We start from the raw sequence: 17468 nt of genomic DNA on the forward strand, positions 1-17468 counted from the left end.
GTCATTCCTCGCCGGTGCGGCGCACACACTCGGTGACGACATCGCGGAGGCTGCCCGTGCGGGCCAGGATCTCGCGCTGGGCCATCGCGCCGTTGCCGTGCTTCAGCAGGCTCGCGAGGCTGTCCTGGACGCCCTTGGCGTCGCCGTGGTCGTCCAGGGCGTCGCGTACGTGGTCGAACAGCGCGCGCACCACCGTCTCCGCCGGGGCCGGGCGCATGGTCAGGGGGTGCAGCAGGTGCTCCTCCAGACCGAAGCGGGCGGCCTGCCAGCCGGCCAGCCTGAGCAGGGAGGTGCCGAGCCGGGCCGGGGGTTCGCCCGCCTGCCACTCGCGGGCGGCCGTCTCCACCAGAGCCCGGCACAGCAGGGCCAGCAGGACCGTGGTATCCGGGTCCAGGCAGACGTCGGCGACCCGGATCTCGACCGTGGGGTACCGGGCGGAGAGCCGGGCGTCGAAGTAGATCATCCCCTGGTCCCTCAGCACCCCGGTGCCGACCATGTCCCGTACCCGCTCGTGATACCGGTCGGCGGAGCCGAAGAGGTCCGTCGGCCCGGCCGAGGGCCACCGGCCCCACACCTGGCTGCGGTAGCTGTTGTAGGAGCTGTCCTGGCCCTGCCAGAAGGGGGAGTTGGCGCTCAGGGCGAGCAGGACGGGCAGCCAGGGCCGGATGCGGTCCAGGACGGCCACGCCCTCCTCGTCCGAGTCCACCGAGACGTGCACATGACACCCGCAGGTGAGCTGGTCCGACAGGGTCAGCCCGAAACGGTCGGCCATCCAGCGGTAGCGCCGGTCGGGGGTCAGGGCCGGGCCGACCGGCAGGGGAGAGGTGCCGAGGGCGGCGACCGCCGCCCCCGTGCGCCCGGCGAGCCGTCCCGCCTCGGCGCGGCACCGGCGGATCTCGGCGCCGAGTTCCTCGGCCCGGGTCTGCGGGGCGGTGGCGAACTCCACCTGCTGGCGTTGCAGCTCCGACTCGAAGACCTGCTCCCCGTCCGCCCGGGCGGCTCCGCCGGCCTGCGCCAGCACCGCCCCCGCGACCGCCCGCGGCTCGCCGCTCCCGGCGTCCACCAGGAGGAGTTCCTCCTCCACTCCCACGCTCCGCACCCGGCCCGTCCTCCCTGCCCGGTCCGGGGACCGGTCCGGTTCCTCACGTTCCTCACGTCAATCGGTCACTCGCCGCCCGAACCGGGCTCGGCCAACCTGCGATGGGCCTCGGCCTTGAGCTTGTCGGGAACCACCTTGGCGGCCGTTCCCTGCGCCTTCGTACTGGCGGACCCGGCGATTACTTTGTCCTTGCCCTCGAAAAGGGCGTCCAGTCCCTCGCGCGCGACCTCGGCGGGGTCGTCCTTCTCCTGCCGGCCGACCTGCGTGTCGTCCATGTCGGCCCGGTGGAAGAACTCGGTCTCGGTGGGTCCGGGCATCAGCGCGGTCAGGGTGACGCCGGAGTCCTTCAGCTCGCTCTGCAACGCCAGGGTGAAGGACTGCACGAACGACTTCGACGCGTTGTACACCGCCTGGAAGGTACCCGGCATGGTGGAGGCGATGGACGAGGTGACGAGGATGCGGCCCCGGCCGCGGGAGACCATCTCGCGCACCACCCGCTTGCCCAGATGCACCGTCGAGCGCACATTGAGGTCGACGATCTCCAGCTCGTCCTCCAGGTCGGTCTCCGCGAAGGGGCCGCCCTGGCCCACCCCGGCGTTGAGCACCGCGACATCGAGGGGGCGGCCCGTCGCGGTGACCGCCGTCCACAGTTCCTCGGCCTGGTCGTAATGGCGCAGGTCGGCCCGGACCGGCTCCACCGACGCCCCGGTCTCCGCCCGGATGTCCTGGACCGCCTGCCGCAGCCCGGTGTCGTTCTCGGCGTTGACGATCAGGTCGTAGCCGCGCTCGGCCAACTGCTTGGCCAGCTCGAAACCGATACCGCTGGACGCCCCCGTGACCAGGGCGAGAGGCTTGCGATCGTTCATGGCCGGGTCTCTTCTCTGTACGAGGTTCTCCTGTAAAAGGGCGGTGCGGGCGGGGCGCGCCTCGCGTACCTCCCGCAGTTCCCATATCGGCCGGTCCTGAACGGCCCGCGCGCACGCCGGCCCCGATCGAGGGCGTTTTCAGTGGTCCCGTCGGGGGGACTCGCTGTCCATGGTGGCCAACCGCGTGCCGGTCCTGCGGGCCCGCTGGCTGACGCAGACCTTCCTGAGCTGGCCCTACGCACCGGCGACGGTCCAGGCGTTGCTGCCCGAGGGGCTGGTCGTGGACGAGTTCGAGGGCGCCGCGTGGGTCACCCTCACGCCGCTCCTCATGGCCGACGTCCGCGTCCTCGGTACGCCCCCGCTCCCCGTCTTCGCGGAGACCAACCTGCGGACCTATGTGCGCGGGCGGGACGCGGTGTGGTTCTTCTCCCTCGACGTGACCTGCCCGCTGCTGCTGGCGGGGCGCGCCCTGGGCGTTCCCTGCCAACTGGCCGACCTGCGCGTCCTGGTCACCGGGGACACCGTCACGTACACCGGGGCGCGCCGCACCGGCGACGCCGGGTACCGCCTGGTCGTCCGGCCCGGCGCGCCCGTGGAGCCGACCGGGCTGGACGTGTGGCTGACCTCGCGGTGGCGGGCGTACAGCAGGCGGCTGGGCCTGTTCTGGGAGACGCCCGTGGGGCACGAGCCGTGGGCGCCGGCCGGGGTCACCGTGGCGGCGCTGGAGCAGACGGTCACGAACGCGGCCGGGCTGCCCGCACCGCGCGGAGCACCCGTGGCGCTGTTCTCCCGGAGCGTCAGCCACGCATGGGTGGGGCCGGCCCGGCCCGTGCGATCCCCGAACCCACCGAACCCCCCGACAGGAGGCCGGACATGAGTGAGCAAACCCCGACCCCGTCCCAGGCGGAGGGCGAGCGGGAACCGGACCCGGAGACCGAGGGCCGTCCCCGCCGCGCCGTCCACCCCGACGTGCCCCGCACCACACCCTCGCAGGCCGAGGGCGAACGGCTGCCGGAGGACGACGAGTAGCCGCCCTTCGCCCCGGACTACCGGAGCGCGTGCACCGCCGCCGCGAACACCGGCGGCATCCGGGACGCCACCGGCACGATGAGCCGGGCGGTGCCCGGACGGTTGCTCGCGGCCAGCAACGCCCTGGTCAGCAGGCGGTGGCGGCGCGTGATCAGCGCCCACTCCCGCTCGTACCGCTCCGGCCGCCCGGCCGCGAGGCACCGTACGGCGGCCTCGGCCGTCGCCAGCGCGAGAGCCACGCCCTCGCCGGTGAGCGCGTCCACGTAACCCGCCGCGTCGCCGACGAGCAGCACCCGGCCCGCGACCCGGCGCCGCACCCGCTGGAGCAGCGGCCCGGCACCGCGCACCTCGGTGGCGGGCGCCCCGCGCAGCGCGGCGGTCAGCGCCGGGAAGCCGGCCAGATGCTCGTCGTAGCCGCGCCGGACCCGGCTCAGCACCGCGACCCCCACCAGGCCGTCGGCCACCGGGGTCACATAAGCCTCGCCCTGGCCGGACCAGTGGACCTCCACGAAGTCCGTCCACGGGGCGAGGCGGTAGTGGCGGCGCAGTCCGTACCGGCCCCGCGTGCCGCCCGGCAGGTCCAGGCCGAGGCGGCGGCGGACGGGGGAGTGCAGGCCGTCGGCGGCGATCAGCCAGCGGGCCGTGATCCCGGCGGCGGTGACGCCGTCCCGCGTCTGGCGCACCTCGCCGACCTTGCCGGGCACGATCCGCACGCCGAGGGAGAGGGCGCGCTCGTGCAGCGCGTGGTGCAGGGTCGTACGGCGGACGCCCAGCCCCGGCCGGTCACGGAAGGGGGCTTCGGCGCGGCGGACGCCGTCCACGTAGCGGATGCCGCGCAGCTCCCGGCCCGCCGGTGCCACGCCGAGCGCCCTGAGGGCGGCGACCCCGCCGGGCATGACCCCCTCGCCGCACGCCTTGTCCACGGGCGCGGTGCGCGGCTCGACCACCACCGCCGTCAGCCCGGCCAGCCGGGCGTGCACGGCCGCCGCGAGACCGGCCGGGCCGCCGCCGGCGACCAGGACGTCGATCACGCGGCCAGCGCCTGGTTCTCGCACCGGATGCGCACCGTCAGTACGGCGGCGTTCAGCACCGTGAAGGCGACGGCGGTCAGCCAGGCGGTGTGCACCAGCGGCAGCGCCACCCCCTCGGCCACCACGGCCACGTAGTTCGGGTGCCGCAGCAGCCGGTACGGCCCGCGCGTCACCAGCGGCAGACCCGGGACCACGATCACGCGGGTGTTCCAGCGCGGCCCGAGCGTCCCGATGCACCACCACCGCAACGCCTGCGCGCCCACCAGCACGGCCAGCATCGGCCAGCCCAGCGCGGGCACGAACGGCCGCCCGCCGAGCCAGACTTCGAGCGGGCAGCCCACCAGCAGACCCACGTGCAGCGCGACCATCGCCGGATAGTGACCGTCGCCCGCCACGATCGCCCGACGGGCCCTGCTCCACCGCTCGTTGCGGCGGGCCACGACCAACTCGGCGACCCGCTCGCCCGCGACGGCGGCCACCAGCAGCGCGTACCAGATCATGTGTCCTCCTGTCGGGCTCACCAGCTCAGCAGCACCAACTCGCAGGCCAGGCCCGGCCCGATGGCCAGCAGCAGGCCCGGAGTGCCGGGAGACGGGCGGCGTTCGGTGAGGGTGTCGCGCAGGACGTGGAGCACGGAGGACGAGGAGAGGTTGCCCACCTCGGCCAAGTGACGCCAACTGGCGGCGAGTTCCTCGGCCGGGAGATCGAGCGCCTCGGTGACGGCCTCCAGGATGCGGGGGCCGCCGGGGTGGCACACCCACGCGGTCACGTCCTGCGGCTTCAGCCCGTGGTCGGCGAGGAACTCCCGTACGTCGTCGGCCAGATGGTGCCGGAGCACGTGCGGGATGTCCGGATCGAGGACGACCTTGAAGCCCGAGTCCCCGATGTCCCAGCCCAGTACGCCCCCCGCGTCCGGGTACAGACGGCTGCGGGAGTCCACGATCGCCGGGCCCGTGAACGCGTTCGCGCGCTCCGCCCCGCAGGCCACCACCGCGGTCGCGCCGTCGCCGAAGAGGCCGGTGGCGACCAGGTTGGCCGTCGAGGCGTCGCCCCGCTGGAAGGTGAGCGAGCACAGCTCGACCGACAGCAGCACCCCCACCTGGTCGGGCCGCCCCAGCAGGAAGTCGTGCACCCGACCCAGCCCCGCCGCGCCCCCGGCACAGCCCAGCCCGAACAGCGGCACCCGCCGCACGTCCGCGCGCAGCCCGAGCCGGCCCGCCACCCGCGCGTCGACCGACGGGACGGCGACCCCGGTGACCGAGGTGAAGACCAGCAGGTCCACGTCGGCCGCCGAAAGACCGGCGGCGCGCAGCGCCTCCCGTACCACCCTGGCGCCCAGGTCGGTGGCGGTGCCGATGAAGAGGTCGTTGGCGGCGCCGAAGCCGTCCAGCGTCTCGTACCGGTCGAGCGGCAGCGTCATGTGGCGGGCGCGGACCCCGGCGTTGCGGTGCAGCCGGTCCAGCAGCCGGCGGTCGCCGCCCGCGGGCAGACAGGCACGGGCCACCATGTCGGTGATCTCGGCCTGGGCGAAGCGGTACGGCGCGAGAGCACCGTGCACGGCGGCGATCCGCGTCATGAGGCTCCCGTACGTCGGCCGATCCGGGGTGGACTCCGCAGTCCTTCCCTGGGCGGCCGACCCGGCACCAGAGATCGCCCGTCCGGCCGTTCCGGCTGGTGGCCCTGCCCGCGCGCTCCTAGGATCGCCGGGTGGTGACCCCCGAGCAGCCGACGATCCCGGCCCGCAAGCTCTCCGCCCTCGCCGGGTCCTGCCACCCCGGACCGCTGGTCGTGGTCACCGCGCTGACGGCGGCGCTGGCCGTGACGGCCGGTCAGGAACCGGGCCGCTGCCTGCTCACCACCGGCGCCGTGCTCACCGGGCAGCTCTCCATCGGCTGGTGCAACGACGCCTTCGACGCACGCCGGGACCTCGCCACCGGCCGCCGGGGCAAGCCCGTCGCGGAAGGCAGCGTCGGGGCCCGCGAGGTGTGGACGGCCGCCTGTGCCGCGCTGGCCCTGTGCGTGCCGCTCTCCTTCGCCTGCGGATGGGCTGCGGGCGCCGCGCATCTGACCGCCGTCGCGGCGGCGTGGGCGTACGACCTGCGGCTCAAGGCCACCCGCTGGTCCTGGGCGCCCTACGCGGTCGCCTTCGCCGCGCTACCCGCCTTCGTCACGCTGGGTCTGCCCGGGCGGCCGTGGCCCGCCTGGTGGGTGCTCGCCGCCGGGGCGCTGCTGGGCGTCGGCGCCCACCTCGGCAATGTGCTCCCCGACATCCCGGGCGACCTGGCGACCGGCGTACGGGGCTGGCCACAGCGGTTGGGCCCGGACCGGGTGCGGCTGCTGCTGCCGGTGCCCCTGGTCACCGCGTCCGCCCTGCTGGCGCTCGGGCCCGCCGGACCGCCCGGCGCCCGGCAGACGGCCGCGCTGGCGGGGGCCGCGCTGATCGCGGTGGCGGGGACGGTGCTGGGGCGCCGACGGGAGCGGGCCGCGTTCGCGGCGGCGGTCGCCGTGGCGGCGCTGGACGTGGCCCTCCTGCTGAGCGGCGGGGGGCTCGGGACCGGGGCATCCTGAGACTGGGGCAGTCGCGTCCGAGCGGCGCTCCGGGACCGAGGTACGCCATGTGCCGCCCGCTGCCAGGAGGTGAACCATGCCCGACTCACTGCCCCCGCCCGAGCCACTGCCCCCGCCCGGCGAGACCCCGCCCGTCGAGGGATCGACCGCCGAGGCCCACCCCGAGCGGCCGGACGGCGGACCCTTCGAGCACCCCCGGCTCTGGCTGGGCCTCATCGTGCTCGGCTGCGCGCTCATCGCCGCGTACTTCCTGGTCAGGATGATCGACCTGTGAGAGCCGCTCACTTCAGGCCGCTGAGCATGATCCCCCGTACGTAGTGCCGCTGGAGCAGCAGGAAGAGCACCAGGACCGGCAGGATGCTCAGCACCAGGCCCGCCATCACGATCGGCATCGTGCGCGTCGGGTCGACGTAGTCCTGGAGCATCTGGATGCCGACCGGCAGGGTCATCACGTCCGGGTTGGCGGTGGACACGAGCAGCGCCCAGATGTACTCGTTCCACGCGTCCACGAACGTCAGCAGCCCCAGTGTCACCATGACCGGCTTGGTCTGCGGCACCACGATCCGCCACCACACCGCGAACTCTCCGGCGCCGTCGATCCGCGCGGCCTCCAGTACCTCGTCCGGGATCGAGACCATGAACTGACGCATCAGGAAGATCCCGAAGCCGTTGACCAGGAACGGCATCGCCAGCGCCACGATGCTCACGGTCAGCCCCGCACCGCCCCGGCCCAGCAGGTCGTTGCCGCCCGCCAGCGGCCAGTGCACCAGGATCAGGAAGTGCGGGATGAAGAAGAGGAACGGCGGGAACATCATCGTCGACAGCACCAGCCGGAAGATGAAGTCCCGTCCGGGGAACCGGAGTTTGGCGAGGGCGTAGCCCGCGAGCGACGACGTCAGCAGCACCGACGCGTTGATCAGCGTCGTGGCGACGACGCTGTTGCGGAACAGCACCGGCAGATCGAGTTGATCCACCGCCGCCCGGTAGTTGGAGAGGTCGAACGCCTCGGGCAGGAACCGGTACGGCAGTGTGCCCGACTCGCCCGGCCCCTTGAACGAGGTCATCACCATGTCGAGGAACGGCACCACCGTGAGCACGGCGCCCGTCACGACCAGCAGATACGACAGCCACGGGAAACGGCGGCGGCTCACGCGTCCTCCCCCTTGCGCCGGAAGATCCACAACTGGGCCAGGGTGACCAGCAGGATCACCACGAACAGCACGAAGGCGGCGGCGCTCGCGGTGCCCCAGTCGCCGTAGGAGAACGCCTGCCGGTACATCTCCAGCGCGGCCACATTGGTCGCGTCACCCGGACCGCCCTTGGTCATCACGATGATCAGCGCGAACGACTGGAGCCCGGTGATGAACTGGGTGACGCACACGAACAGCAGCGCCGGCCGGAGCAGCGGCAGCGTGATCCGCAGGAAGACGGTCACCGTACCGGCGCCGTCCAGCGCGGCCGCCTCGTAGTACGACTCCGGGATCGACTTCAGCCCGGCGGTCAGGATGAGGATCGCCGACCCGACCGACGCCCACGCCTGGACGACCACCACGGCGGGCAGCGCGGTGTCCGGGTCCTGGAGGAAGGCCACCGAGTCCAGCCCGACGGCGTTCAGGGCGCCGTTGACCAGGCCGCCCGGCTCGTACATGTACTTCCACACATTGCCCACCGCGACCACGGTCGTCACGATCGGCAGCAGATACAGGGTGCGCCACAAGCCCTGGAAGCGGAGGTTGTCGATGCAGGTGGCGACCAGCACCGAGCCCGCCAGCGCCAGGGCCACCGTGCCCAGCGCGAACAGCAGGGTGTTGGTGAGGATGGGGGTCAGGAACGTCGAGCCGTCCGCGAAGAGGCTCGTGAAGTTGTCCAGGCCGACCGGCCGGATGTCCCCGAGGTCGAACCCCGCCCAGCGGGACATCGACAGCAGCAGCGCGAACCCGAGCGGCAGGATCAGGAAGACGGCGAAGAACAGCAGCACCGGCGCCAGGAACAGATAGGCGACGACCGCCTGACGACGCCGGGCCCGGCCGCGCGGGTCCACGGCCGTCCGGGCCGGGACGGCGGAGCGCGGGCGCGGTGGCCGCGCGGTCGTCTCCGGGGTCAGGGCGTTCACCATGAGCGCGACACCTCCTGGTCGACCTGGCGGCGGATGGTGCGCAGCGACTCCTCCACCGACTGCTGACCGGTCCACAGCGCCTCGACGTTCTTCCGCAGCAGCGACTTGGCCTGCTGCGCGCCCGGCACGTTCGGCTCCGGCACGGCGTACTCCAAGGCATCGAGGAAGGGGCGCAGGTTGGGGTCACCGCCCTTGCCGAGCAGCGTCCGCATGTCGTCGGCTCGGCCGGTGAGCGAGCCCACCGACACCTGGAGGGCGCTCATCCGGGTCACCGTCGCGCCCCTGCCCACGCCCACCCGGTCGGTGTTGAGCCAGCGAAGGAACTCCCACGCCTCGCGCGGGTGCCGACTTCCGGCGTTGACGCCCAGCATGAACCCGGTGGCGAGCGTGGCCCGCTTGTCGCCCAGCTCCGGGACGGGCACCGGAGCCACGGCCACATCCCGGTACGCCTCGCCCATCTGGGACTTCAGACTGCCGGTCCACCATCCGGCGCTGATCACCATCGCCACCTGCCCGGACTGGAACGCCTTGTACACGTTGACGCCGGGCTCGCTCGCCCCTCTGCCGACCAGGCGGTGCTCCAGATCCAGCACCGCACGCCCGGCCGGTGAGTCGATGGCGGTGCGCCTGCCGTCCCCGGACACGAACGCGCCCCCAGCCGCGTTGAGCAGGGCGAGGGTCTGGCCGACGGTGGTGGAGTCGTCGTAGGTGGAGAGGCCGAAGCCCTGGACCAGGGTGTTGCCGTACCGGTCGCGCCGGGTGGTGCGGTACGCGGTGTCCTCCAGCTCCCGCCAGGTTCGCGGGGGACGGGTGATGCCGGCCTCGCGGAGCAGGCGCTTGTTGTAGTAGAGGGCGTACGTCTGCGCCTCGGTGGGATAGCCGTACACCGTGCCGCCGACCGACGCGGAGCCGACGGCCGCCGCGCCGTAGCCGCGGGTGATCTCCGCCGCGTCCTCGGGCGGGGCGGGGCGCAGGACGCCGGCGCGTACGAGCTGGCCGTTCCACAGGCAGTACGGCTGGAGGATGTCGGCGCCCCGGCCCGCCGCCTGCCGGACCATGAACGTGGTCAGCAGGTCGTTGAACTCCACCGCCTCGGTGCGCACCTTGACCCGGTCGTGCGTCGCGTTCCACTCGTCCACCGGACCCTCAAGGGCCGCCTTCAGCTCACCGCTCGCGTAGTGGGAGAGCAGCGTGAGCACGATCGGGTCGCCGGGGCGTCCGGTGCCCTGGCGGGGCGCGGCGCAGCCCGCGGCGAGTAGCGACACGGGCAGTGCGAGCGCGAAGCGGCGGCGGCTCAGCCCGTGCGGTGCGCCGGTCACCGGGCCGCCTCCCGGCGCAGCACCCGGAACACCCGCGTCGTACCGAACCCGGCCCGGCGGTACAGATGGGCCGCCGAGGACGCGTGATCCGTCCACAGGAACCACGCCGACCCCGCGCCCAGCGCCCGCATCCGCTCCAGCACCAGATGCAGCAGCACCTTCCCCAGCCCGGTCCCGCGCATCTCGGCCAGCACCCCGAACGGGCCGAACCGCTCGACGGCCGACTCGTACGCGCCATGCATCGCCCAGCCCACCAGGCGGCCCGACGGGTCCCGCGCGACGACGATCCGGTCCAGCGGGGTGCCCCTCAGCAGGCACTCCCGGACGGCGCGCGCCCAGTCCGGGGTGAAGCGGGCGGCCAGGGCGAGGAGTTCGGGCAGGTCGTCGTCTGCCGGGGTGCCGAACCGGTGGCCCAGCGCGGTCAGTTCGGCGGCCCGCCGCCGGACCTCGGCGGGGAACTCGTAGCCGGTCAGACGGCGGTCCATCGCCACCGCCTCGTCCACGGTGCGGAAGCCCAGCGACTCCAGCAGCCCGGCGGCCTCGGGGTACGTCTCGGCGTCCAGGCCGGGGAGGAAGTAGTTCGGGGTGTACGGGGCGAAGTCGACGCGGGTCCGGCCGTGGGCGAGGAGCCAGTCCAGGGCGTCGGTCAGCAACTCCCGGCCCACACCGCGGCCGCGGGCGGCCGGGTCGACGAAGAAGAAGGGGAGCCAGCCCTGGTCCGGTTCCAGGTCGGTGCCGGTCAGCGGGATCAGCCGGCGTACCGCGTAGGCGGCGCCGACGAGACGCCCGTCCTCCACGGCGACCCGGAGGCCGGCCGGGTCGAAGTTGGCGTCGAGCAGCACCAGGGAGCGGAAGCGGTCCGCGGTGACCGGGTCGGCGGGCGCGCTCCGGCACCACGCCGCCACCAGTGGCGGACCGTCTCCCGGCCGGAACCCGCGGATCAGGGTCCGGGCTCTCGTCGTGGGATCGGTCATCGACGTCCTTCCGTCTCAGGGGTAGAGCAGTACGTCCTCGCCGGCCCACCGGTCGGGCGGTGCGGGCGGCGCGCACAGCGGCAGCGGGTCCTCGCCCGCGTCGACCGTCCGCCGCAGTTCGTCGGAGCCCCAGAGGCGGTCGATGAAGTCGCCGGACCAGGCGAAGTCGTCCGGGTACAGCCGCCGCAGCGTGCCGAGCATGGCGACGGCCGTCCGCACGGGGGCGAACGCCTCGCGGTCCAGGACATGGAGCTGGACCCCGCGCACGGGGTGTCCGGCGTGCTTGCCGAAGGTGGGTACGTAGCGCACCTCCCGGAAGTGCACGCCGGGCAGGCCGAGTTCGGCGAGCGCGGGGGCGAAGCGGGCATCGACGTACGGGGCGCCGACGGTCTCGAACGGCTGGGTGGTGCCCCGGCCCTCGGAGACGTTGGTGCCCTCGAACAGGCAGGTGCCGGGGTAGACGACGGCGGTGGCGTACGTCGGCATGTTGGGGGAGGGCGCGATCCAGGGGAGACCGGTGGCCTCCGCGTCCATCCTCCGCTCCCACCCGGCCGCCTTGATCACCGTCAAGTCGGCCTGGCGACCGGCGACTTCGGCCACGGCCGACCTGTTGAGACACCAGGCCAGCTCCCCGCAGGTCAGCCCGTGCCGGATCGGCACCGGCGCGCGCCCCACGAAGCTCGCGAACGCCGGGTCGAGCACCGGCCCCTCGCTGACGAGCCCGCCCAGCGGATTGGGCCGGTCGGCCACCACGAACCGCACGCCCGTGCGCGCGGCCGAGACCATCAGGTCGAACATCGTCCAGACGTAGGTGTAGAAGCGCGCCCCGACGTCCTGGAGGTCGTACACCAGCGCGTCCACGCCACTGGTGATCAGCAGCTTGTCGAGCCGCTCGCCGTCGCACCGGTACGTGTCGTAGACCGGCAGCCCGGTGGCCGGGTCGACCTCGTCCGGTTCGCTGCCGCCCGCCTGGGCGGTGCCGTACAGCCCGTGCTCGGGGCCGAACAGCGCGCCCAGGTTCACCCCCGCCTCCATCAGCGCGGGTGCCGTCGGGCTCAAGTCGGGCAGCACGCAAGTGTGGTTGGTCACCAGCCCGAGCCGGCCCGGCCCGGCGAGCCCGGGCGCGGCGCACAGCCGGGCGATCCCGGTCGTCACCATGAAGCGGTCGTCCGCAGTACTCATTTCTTCGCCCCTTATCGGAAATTCTCTTGAATGTCCCGGAATTGGGCAATGCTGCGGACACTACCTCCCGGTACCCGCGCCCCCCTGGCGACGACGTTCCCCCGCCAGGGGGAAAACCCGTTCGACTCCGCCCTCTTCGCGGCCGATCATCCGCTCCGGTGACCGCGTGTCGGTTGGCTGGAAAGGGTTCCCTCTCGAGGGGGTTGACGTCTCGGGAGGGGTTTGCGGCCGTTATCGCGAGGGCAGGGCATCGGGGGCGCATGGGGTGTTTCCGGGCCCGGTACCAGGGGTGGAGCCCGCCCGGCCCTCTATCACGCCCCGCCGTCGCAATGGTTGCTTCACGACGACTTCAGGTCCGGGGGCCCAGGAGGGGCCATTCGGAACGTGGCGCACTCCGGTGTGACTAGCATGTGGGCGTAACCGGCTGGAAGATCGCCTTCCTCCGAGGGCGGCCGTTTCCGGACCCGCGATCGAGGCGTTCGGTCGCCGATTCTTCTGCTCGCAGACCGAGGGACCGCGGAATGTCAGTTCCTGCACCGTCCGTTCAACACCGCTCGACGGCCGCCCGGCGCAGTTCGTGGGCGGTGCCCGCGGCCGTGGTGGCGGTGACCGCCGTCGCGGCCGCCGTCGCGGTCGGGACGGCGCCGTCCGGCACCCGCAGATGGACCCTGATCGTGGCGGGCGCGGGCTGGGCCTGCGTCGCCGTGGCGGTGCTCGTCGGACACCTCCTCGTCCGCCGGGCCAGGCTCGCCGCCGCCACCCAGGCCGCCGAGAACGACCGGCTCCGCGCGCAGGCGCAGCAAACCGCCGCGCAGACCGGCCACTTGGTCAACGTGACGCTGCCCTCCCTGCACAACCTGGTGCTGTCCGACAGCGGCGCCGCCGACGCGCTCGCGGGCGTGTCGATGCCCAACGACCAGAATCTGCGCCGGCTCGCCCAGCTCTCCGCCGGCGCTCTGGAGGAGGCCGTGGGCCGCGCGGCCGCCGCCGACGAGGAGCGCGGGCGGACCCAGGACGCGCTCGACGAGGTGCTGGCCGAGGTGGACCGGCTCGGCCGGGAGACCCTGCCCGCCGCCGTCGCCCGGCTCGCCGAGGGCCGCTCGGCCGACACCGTCCTCGGTGAACTCACGCTGCCGCGGATGCCGTTGATGCACGACCTGAGCGAGCTGGTCGTCCGCGAACTGGCCCGCAGCGAGCGGCGCGCGGGCGGTGCCCGGATCGCCTCCACCAAGGCGCTCAGCCGGGTCCAGGCCAAGGCCGTCAGCATGCTCGCCGACCTGCGGGCGATGCAGGACGAGCACGACGGCAAGATGCTCGGCGACCTGATGCGGCTGGACCACAAGACCTCCCAGCTCGTGCTGATCGCCGACCGGCTGGCGCTGCTCATGGGCGGCAAGACCAGCCGTACCTGGAACAGGCCGATCCGGATGGAGAGCATCCTCCGGGGCGCCATCGGCCGCATCGCCGCCTACCAGCGGGTCCGGCTGCACTTCACCTCCCAGGCCGCGATCTCCGGCTTCGCCGCCGAAGGCGTGATGCACCTCCTCGCCGAACTCATCGACAACGCCGCCAACTTCTCCCCGCCCACCGACGAGGTGCACGTCTACGTCGAGGAGCACCGGGCCGGGATCGTCGTCACCGTCGAGGACAGCGGGCTGACCATGTCCGAGGCGGCGATGCGGCACGCCGAGGGCGCGGTGGCCGGCAGCATGGCCGACCTCGCCTCCCTCCAGGGCACCCGGCTGGGCCTCGCCGTGGTCGGACTGCTCGCGCTCAAGTACCGGATCAACGTCAGCTACCGCCCCTCCTCACGCGGCGGCACCGGCGTGGTCGTCCTGCTGCCCCGGCACCTCATCGCGCAGCAGCGCGACCCGTGGCCCGCGCAGCGGGAGGCGGCAAAGGCGGCCACCGCCCGGCCGGCCCCGGCACCCGAAGCGCCGGCGCCCGCCCCGGCCCCCGTCGCCGAGGCGCCCGTCATGGAGGCGCACGTACGCCCCGATCCCCCCGTGAAGCTGCGGCAAGTCCCCGAGCAGACCCGGCACGAGCCGCCCGCCGCCACGCCCGACGCCGCCACCCCGAACGGGCTCCCCGTCCGCAAACCGGGCCACACCATGAGCGACGCCGAGCGCGCCCAGCGCCCCGCGAGCGCCCCCACCCCGCCCCGCAAGCGGCCCGCGCACGACGTCGGCTCCCGCTTCGGCGCCTTCCACCGCTCGCGCAAGTCCTCGGGCGACACCCTGGGCGGCCGCCCCGACCCCGAGCCGCCGACCGCCGGGTAGCCCACCACCCCGAACCCCCCGCCGGGCCCGCGCCCGGCAGCCACGCCCCCCTCGTGCCCATGAGATTGGAGGAACGGGCCGGTGACCGAACAGCCGGACACCACCGTCCCATCACCCATCATGCAGACCACCGACAACAGCCTCGTCTGGCTGCTGCAGAACCTGCTGGAGCAGACGCCCGGTGCCCGGCACGCCCTGGTCCTGTCCCGCGACGGCCTCAAGCTGTGCTGGACCCCCGATCTGGCCGCGGACCAGGCCGACCAGCTCGCCGCGATCTGCTCCGGCCTCCAGGCCCTGTCCCACGGCGCGTCCGTGGAGTTCGGGGACGGCACCGGCGGAGTGCTGCACGCCATGACCGCCTTCCACGGCGGCCTGCTGTGCATCGTCGGCGCCGGTGAGGGCGCGCACCTCGCGGTCGTCGCCGCCGAGGACGCCGACCCCGGCCGCCTGGGCGAGGAGATGACCGCGCTGGTCGACAAGATCGGCGAGCATCTGCGGGCCGCGCCCCGGCAGCCGTTCCAGGGGAGTACCCGGCCGTGACCCGCAAGCCGGTGGACACCGGTGCCCCCGACCGGCTCTACACGGTCACGAACGGGCGCAGCAGCGTCGACGACACCCTGGACCTGGTCACGCTCATCGTCGCGGAGTGCCAGCCGGCCACGGGAATGCAGTCGGAGCACGCCCGCATCCTGACCCTGTGCCGCCATCCCACCTCGGTGGTGGAGATCTCCGCCGAGCTGGAACTGCCGATCACGGTCTGCCGCATCCTGCTGGCCGACCTGCTCGACACCGGCCGGATCACCGCACGCCACCCACCGATGAACCCCTCGCTCCCCGATCCCGCCCTTCTCGAGGAAGTGCTCCATGGGCTCCGCAATCTCTGAGCTGCCCGCCCACCGCACGCCACTGGCCGACGCGGCGGAAACCGGTCTGAAGATCGTCGTCGTGGGCGGCTTCGGCGTCGGCAAGACCACGCTGGTCCGCTCCGTGAGTGAGATCCGGCCGCTGAACACCGAGGAGGTGATGACGGAGGCCGGCGTCGGCATCGACGAGACCAGCGGCGTCGCCGCGAAGTCGACCACCACCGTCGCCTTCGACTTCGGCCGGATCAGCCTCAACGACACCATGGTGCTCTACCTGTTCGGCGCGCCCGGTCAGAAGCGCTTCTGGTTCCTGTGGGACCGGCTCTTCTCCGGCACCCTCGGCGCCGTCGTCCTCGTGGACACCCGCCGGATGGACGACTCCTGGTACGCGATAGACCGGCTCGAACACCACGGCACGCCCTTCGTGGTGGCCGTCAACCGGTTCGACGACGCGGTCCACCACTCCCTGGACGAGATCCGGCAGGCCCTCGCGCTCCCGGATCACGTGCCGATGATCGACTGCGACGCACGGGTCCGGCAGTCCGGCAAGGACGTGCTGATCACTCTCGTGGACCATGTGTACACGCTGGCCACCGCCCAGGAGGCGACCCCGTGACCGATCCCGCCCCCTTCTCCGCGCAACCGGCCCCGCCGCCCGGCTGCCCCGCCCACACCGACGCCGTGCGCCTGGCGGGCCTGGAGTACCAGCAGACGCCGTCGCAGATGTACCGGGCGCTGCGCCGTGAGCACGGCGCGGTCGCGCCGGTCCTGCTGGACGGCGACATCCCGGCCTGGCTGGTGCTCGGCTACCACGAGGTCGCCCAGGTCACCAGCCACGACGAGCTGTTCGCGCGGGACTCCCGCCGCTGGAACCGGTGGGACAACATCCCGCCGGACTGGCCCCTGTTGCCTTTCGTCGGCTACCAGCCCTCGGTGCTGTTCACCGAGGGGGAGGAGCACCGGCGGCGGGCCGGGGTGATCACCGAGGCGCTGTCCGGGGTGGACCAGTTCGAGCTGGCCCGCGACTGCGAGCTGATCGCCGACGAGCTGATCGCCCGGTTCGCCGGCAGCGGCCAGACCGAGCTGATGGCCTCCTACGCGCACGCGCTGCCGATGCGGGCCGTGGTGCAGATGTGCGGTATGCCGGTCTCCGGCGCCGACACCCAGCAGCTCGTCGACGACCTGCGGATCTCCCTGGACGCGGCCGAGGGCGACGACCCGGTGGCGGCCTACGGGCGGGTGGGCGAGCGGCTGGTGCGGCTGGTCCAGGACAAGCGGGCCGACCCCGGCAAGGACGTCACCTCGCGGATGGTGCTGCACCCCGCGGGGCTCAGCGACGAGGAGATCGTGCAGGACCTGATCTCGGTCATCGCCGCCGCGCAGCAGCCCACCGCCAACTGGATCTGCAACGCGCTCAGGCTGCTGCTCACCGACGAGCGGTTCGAACTCAGCGTGTCCGGCGGCCGGGTCAGCGTGGGCGAGGCGCTGAACGAGGTGCTCTGGCTCGACACGCCCACCCAGAACTTCATCGGCCGCTGGGCCGTACGGGACACCCAGCTCGGCGGCCGCCAGATCCGGGCCGGCGACTGTCTGGTCCTCGGGCTGGCCGCCGCCAACACCGATCCGAGTCTCTGGCCCGAGGGCCATGTCGGCGCGGAGAACGCCGCGCACCTGTCGTTCAGCAACGGCGAGCACCGGTGCCCGTACCCGGCCCCGCTGCTCGCGGACGTCATGGCGCGCACCGCCGTGGAGACGCTGCTGGAGCGGCTGCCCGACCTGGTGCTCGCGGTGGACCCGCACACGCTGACCTGGCGGTCGTCCATCTGGATGCGGGGGCTGACCACCCTGCCGGTCCGCTTCACGCCGGTCGACGGTTAGAGCCTGTCGTTTGGATCATGCCGGCGTCGCGGGGCGTGGCACGCCCTCCCCCAAGCTCTGCGAGCAGGGGGGACCCCCAGCGGCGTTGTCGTCGGTTGTCAACGCTCCGCGTTGACGCCCTCCTCCGCCTTGCATCTGCACGCACCACGCCCCGCTCGGGTCGGCCAAGAGGCGCAGTCACTCTCGGCCGATCTGATCCAAACGACAGGCCCTAGCCGGTGGCCCGCTGGGCCCTCGGGGGAGGGGCCCAGCGGCGCGGCAGGG

19 protein-coding genes are annotated in these 17468 nt (G+C 73.3%); 9 read left to right on the plus strand and 10 right to left on the minus strand.

The features are described from left to right. Nucleotide 1: 1 nt before the first annotated feature. Together ACZ3HQ_RS06460 and ACZ3HQ_RS06465 are read right to left on the minus strand one after the other, a co-directional pair. The gene (locus ACZ3HQ_RS06460) at nucleotides 2-1099 is read right to left on the minus strand and encodes a glutamate--cysteine ligase 2 (protein WP_467508568.1); all 1098 of its coding nucleotides are present in this window, start codon (nucleotides 1097-1099) and stop codon (nucleotides 2-4) included. A gap of 65 nt (nucleotides 1100-1164) precedes the next feature. Then, nucleotides 1165-1965, minus strand: a complete 801-nt coding sequence (locus ACZ3HQ_RS06465) for an SDR family NAD(P)-dependent oxidoreductase (RefSeq protein WP_467508569.1) — start codon at nucleotides 1963-1965, stop codon at nucleotides 1165-1167. 169 nt (nucleotides 1966-2134) lie between these two features. Here ACZ3HQ_RS06465 and ACZ3HQ_RS06470 point away from each other — a divergent pair, with 169 nt between their 5' ends. Both ACZ3HQ_RS06470 and ACZ3HQ_RS06475 read left to right on the plus strand, forming a co-directional pair. Further along, a complete protein-coding gene (locus ACZ3HQ_RS06470) occupies nucleotides 2135-2842 on the plus strand; it encodes a YqjF family protein (protein ID WP_467508570.1) in 708 nt (235 codons plus the stop codon). Beyond that, nucleotides 2839-2994 carry a hypothetical protein gene (locus ACZ3HQ_RS06475; RefSeq protein WP_467508571.1) on the plus strand — a complete coding sequence of 52 codons (156 nt, stop codon included), beginning with the start codon at nucleotides 2839-2841 and terminating at the stop codon, nucleotides 2992-2994. Before ACZ3HQ_RS06470 ends, ACZ3HQ_RS06475 begins: the two co-directional genes overlap by 4 nt. A gap of 17 nt (nucleotides 2995-3011) precedes the next feature. Here the strand turns inward: ACZ3HQ_RS06475 and ACZ3HQ_RS06480 are convergent, their stop codons facing one another. The 3 genes from ACZ3HQ_RS06480 to ACZ3HQ_RS06490 are packed head-to-tail and all read right to left on the minus strand — an operon-like array spanning nucleotide 3012 to nucleotide 5601. Further along, complete coding sequence (locus ACZ3HQ_RS06480) at nucleotides 3012-4025, minus strand: NAD(P)/FAD-dependent oxidoreductase (RefSeq protein ID WP_467508572.1); 1014 nt, start codon at nucleotides 4023-4025, stop codon at nucleotides 3012-3014. Continuing rightward, a complete protein-coding gene (locus tag ACZ3HQ_RS06485; RefSeq protein ID WP_467508573.1) occupies nucleotides 4022-4525 on the minus strand; it encodes an isoprenylcysteine carboxyl methyltransferase family protein in 504 nt (167 codons plus the stop codon). Before ACZ3HQ_RS06485 ends, ACZ3HQ_RS06480 begins: the two co-directional genes overlap by 4 nt. 17 nt (nucleotides 4526-4542) lie before the next feature. Beyond that, nucleotides 4543-5601 carry a type III polyketide synthase gene (locus ACZ3HQ_RS06490; protein WP_467508574.1) on the minus strand — a complete coding sequence of 353 codons (1059 nt, stop codon included), beginning with the start codon at nucleotides 5599-5601 and terminating at the stop codon, nucleotides 4543-4545. A 131-nt stretch (nucleotides 5602-5732) separates the two neighbouring features. Here ACZ3HQ_RS06490 and ACZ3HQ_RS06495 point away from each other — a divergent pair, with 131 nt between their 5' ends. Both ACZ3HQ_RS06495 and ACZ3HQ_RS06500 read left to right on the plus strand, forming a co-directional pair. Further along, on the plus strand, nucleotides 5733-6593 hold the full coding sequence (locus ACZ3HQ_RS06495) for a UbiA family prenyltransferase (RefSeq protein ID WP_467508575.1): 861 nt from the start codon (nucleotides 5733-5735) through the stop codon (nucleotides 6591-6593). Nucleotides 6594-6669: 76 nt separating this feature from the next. Next, nucleotides 6670-6867 carry a DUF6480 family protein gene (locus ACZ3HQ_RS06500; protein ID WP_467508576.1) on the plus strand — a complete coding sequence of 66 codons (198 nt, stop codon included), beginning with the start codon at nucleotides 6670-6672 and terminating at the stop codon, nucleotides 6865-6867. Nucleotides 6868-6874: 7 nt separating this feature from the next. Here ACZ3HQ_RS06500 and ACZ3HQ_RS06505 read toward each other — a convergent pair whose 3' ends face one another. Genes ACZ3HQ_RS06505 through ACZ3HQ_RS06525 form a run of 5 tightly spaced genes read right to left on the minus strand, consistent with a single transcriptional unit; the run spans nucleotide 6875 to nucleotide 12184 of the window. Further along, nucleotides 6875-7744 carry a carbohydrate ABC transporter permease gene (locus ACZ3HQ_RS06505; protein WP_467508577.1) on the minus strand — a complete coding sequence of 290 codons (870 nt, stop codon included), beginning with the start codon at nucleotides 7742-7744 and terminating at the stop codon, nucleotides 6875-6877. Next, on the minus strand, nucleotides 7741-8709 hold the full coding sequence (locus ACZ3HQ_RS06510; RefSeq protein WP_467508578.1) for a carbohydrate ABC transporter permease: 969 nt from the start codon (nucleotides 8707-8709) through the stop codon (nucleotides 7741-7743). The genes ACZ3HQ_RS06505 and ACZ3HQ_RS06510 overlap by 4 nt, the downstream gene beginning before the upstream one ends. Continuing rightward, nucleotides 8703-10028, minus strand: coding sequence for an ABC transporter substrate-binding protein (locus ACZ3HQ_RS06515; protein ID WP_467508579.1), 1326 nt, complete (start codon nucleotides 10026-10028; stop codon nucleotides 8703-8705). Before ACZ3HQ_RS06515 ends, ACZ3HQ_RS06510 begins: the two co-directional genes overlap by 7 nt. After that, the gene (locus tag ACZ3HQ_RS06520; RefSeq protein WP_467508580.1) at nucleotides 10025-11002 is read right to left on the minus strand and encodes a GNAT family N-acetyltransferase; all 978 of its coding nucleotides are present in this window, start codon (nucleotides 11000-11002) and stop codon (nucleotides 10025-10027) included. Before ACZ3HQ_RS06520 ends, ACZ3HQ_RS06515 begins: the two co-directional genes overlap by 4 nt. Nucleotides 11003-11017: 15 nt before the next feature. Next, nucleotides 11018-12184, minus strand: a complete 1167-nt coding sequence (locus ACZ3HQ_RS06525) for an exo-beta-N-acetylmuramidase NamZ family protein (protein ID WP_467508581.1) — start codon at nucleotides 12182-12184, stop codon at nucleotides 11018-11020. Between the two features lie 521 nt (nucleotides 12185-12705). On the opposite strand from ACZ3HQ_RS06525, the gene ACZ3HQ_RS06530 reads away from it, so the two are divergent. The 5 genes from ACZ3HQ_RS06530 to ACZ3HQ_RS06550 all read left to right on the plus strand — a co-directional run bounded on the left by ACZ3HQ_RS06530 (nucleotide 12706) and on the right by ACZ3HQ_RS06550 (nucleotide 17204). Next, on the plus strand, nucleotides 12706-14463 hold the full coding sequence (locus tag ACZ3HQ_RS06530) for a sensor histidine kinase (protein WP_467508582.1): 1758 nt from the start codon (nucleotides 12706-12708) through the stop codon (nucleotides 14461-14463). A gap of 81 nt (nucleotides 14464-14544) precedes the next feature. Next, a complete protein-coding gene (locus tag ACZ3HQ_RS06535) occupies nucleotides 14545-15003 on the plus strand; it encodes a roadblock/LC7 domain-containing protein (protein ID WP_467508583.1) in 459 nt (152 codons plus the stop codon). After that, entirely contained in the window at nucleotides 15000-15347 is a 348-nt protein-coding gene (locus ACZ3HQ_RS06540) for a DUF742 domain-containing protein (RefSeq protein ID WP_467508584.1), read from the plus strand. The genes ACZ3HQ_RS06535 and ACZ3HQ_RS06540 overlap by 4 nt, the downstream gene beginning before the upstream one ends. Next, a complete protein-coding gene (locus tag ACZ3HQ_RS06545) occupies nucleotides 15328-15942 on the plus strand; it encodes a GTP-binding protein (protein ID WP_467508585.1) in 615 nt (204 codons plus the stop codon). The genes ACZ3HQ_RS06540 and ACZ3HQ_RS06545 overlap by 20 nt, the downstream gene beginning before the upstream one ends. Beyond that, nucleotides 15939-17204 (plus strand): cytochrome P450, encoded by a 1266-nt coding sequence (locus ACZ3HQ_RS06550; protein WP_467508586.1) that lies wholly within the window; start codon nucleotides 15939-15941, stop codon nucleotides 17202-17204. Before ACZ3HQ_RS06545 ends, ACZ3HQ_RS06550 begins: the two co-directional genes overlap by 4 nt. Nucleotides 17205-17468: the final 264 nt, after the last annotated feature.

Source organism: Streptomyces sp. NPDC018263, from assembly GCF_055562575.1.

Coding starts and splice junctions, on each gene's coding strand:
- ACZ3HQ_RS06525 (WP_467508581.1), bottom strand. CDS start 12,184: ATGAGTACTGCGGACGACCGCTTCATGGTGACGACCGGGATCGCCCGG.
- ACZ3HQ_RS06490 (WP_467508574.1), bottom strand. CDS start 5,601: ATGACGCGGATCGCCGCCGTGCACGGTGCTCTCGCGCCGTACCGCTTC.
- ACZ3HQ_RS06545 (WP_467508585.1), top strand. CDS start 15,328: ATGGGCTCCGCAATCTCTGAGCTGCCCGCCCACCGCACGCCACTGGCC.
- ACZ3HQ_RS06510 (WP_467508578.1), bottom strand. CDS start 8,709: ATGGTGAACGCCCTGACCCCGGAGACGACCGCGCGGCCACCGCGCCCG.
- ACZ3HQ_RS06465 (WP_467508569.1), bottom strand. CDS start 1,965: ATGAACGATCGCAAGCCTCTCGCCCTGGTCACGGGGGCGTCCAGCGGT.
- ACZ3HQ_RS06485 (WP_467508573.1), bottom strand. CDS start 4,525: ATGATCTGGTACGCGCTGCTGGTGGCCGCCGTCGCGGGCGAGCGGGTC.
- ACZ3HQ_RS06520 (WP_467508580.1), bottom strand. CDS start 11,002: ATGACCGATCCCACGACGAGAGCCCGGACCCTGATCCGCGGGTTCCGG.
- ACZ3HQ_RS06475 (WP_467508571.1), top strand. CDS start 2,839: ATGAGTGAGCAAACCCCGACCCCGTCCCAGGCGGAGGGCGAGCGGGAA.
- ACZ3HQ_RS06500 (WP_467508576.1), top strand. CDS start 6,670: ATGCCCGACTCACTGCCCCCGCCCGAGCCACTGCCCCCGCCCGGCGAG.
- ACZ3HQ_RS06530 (WP_467508582.1), top strand. CDS start 12,706: ATGTCAGTTCCTGCACCGTCCGTTCAACACCGCTCGACGGCCGCCCGG.
- ACZ3HQ_RS06470 (WP_467508570.1), top strand. CDS start 2,135: ATGGTGGCCAACCGCGTGCCGGTCCTGCGGGCCCGCTGGCTGACGCAG.